General features: G+C 40.9%; 1 protein-coding gene. It reads left to right on the top strand.

The window, feature by feature from the left end; genetic code table 11:
* Nucleotides 1-572 (top strand): terminase TerL endonuclease subunit (locus ACWHAR_RS27075; protein ID WP_452088432.1); only part of this gene is annotated, 572 nt, incomplete at its 5' end.
* Between the last annotated feature and the right edge of the window lie 140 nt (nt 573-712).

The following is a 712-nucleotide window of genomic DNA, read 5'->3' as shown; positions in this document are numbered from 1 at the left end:
TTATTTTTCCGTTAGATAATGGCGGTTTCGCTGTGGAAAGTCATGGATTTATGCCGGAGGATACATTCCATGAAAGAATGAAGACAGATAACGTCCCATATGACTTGTGGAAGAAAAAGGGATGGTTAACGACCACTGATGGTGCCGTTGTTGATTACGACTATATCAGGGCCTACATTAAGAAGATGGAGAAAGAAAACGGCTGGCGTATCAAGGAAATAGGATATGACCCATATAACGCCACACAGTTTGCCCAACAGATGGAAGCAGATGGATACACAATGGTTGAGATACGGCAGGGCGTAGCGACATTGTCAGAACCAACAAAAGATTTTAGAGCTAAAGTGAAGGCGAAAAAAGTCATTCATCCTAAAAATGATTTGTTAACATGGGCGATGGGTAATGCGGTAACAAAAATGGACGCCCAAGAGAATATCATGCTTGATAAATCCAAATCAACTCAGCGGATTGACCCGGCAGCAGCATTGATTAATGCGTATGTACGTGCTTCTCAAGTTGAGAGAGCAGTTGACTTAAACGCTTATATTCAGTCTGGTGCTTTTAGTCTGTAGGGGGGAATACAGTATGAAATTAGTTGAAATGATAAAACCAATTGTAGAAGATCTCTTACTCATTGCTGGCATGGTCTTCATTGCAGTTGCTTTGTATAGGATAAATATTAACGCGGGTTTAATTACGACCGGTGTTTTTT

The sequence above is a fragment of the Bacillus sp. LR--39 genome, assembly GCF_053613335.1.
This window is presented reverse-complemented; position numbering and strand designations above follow the sequence as displayed.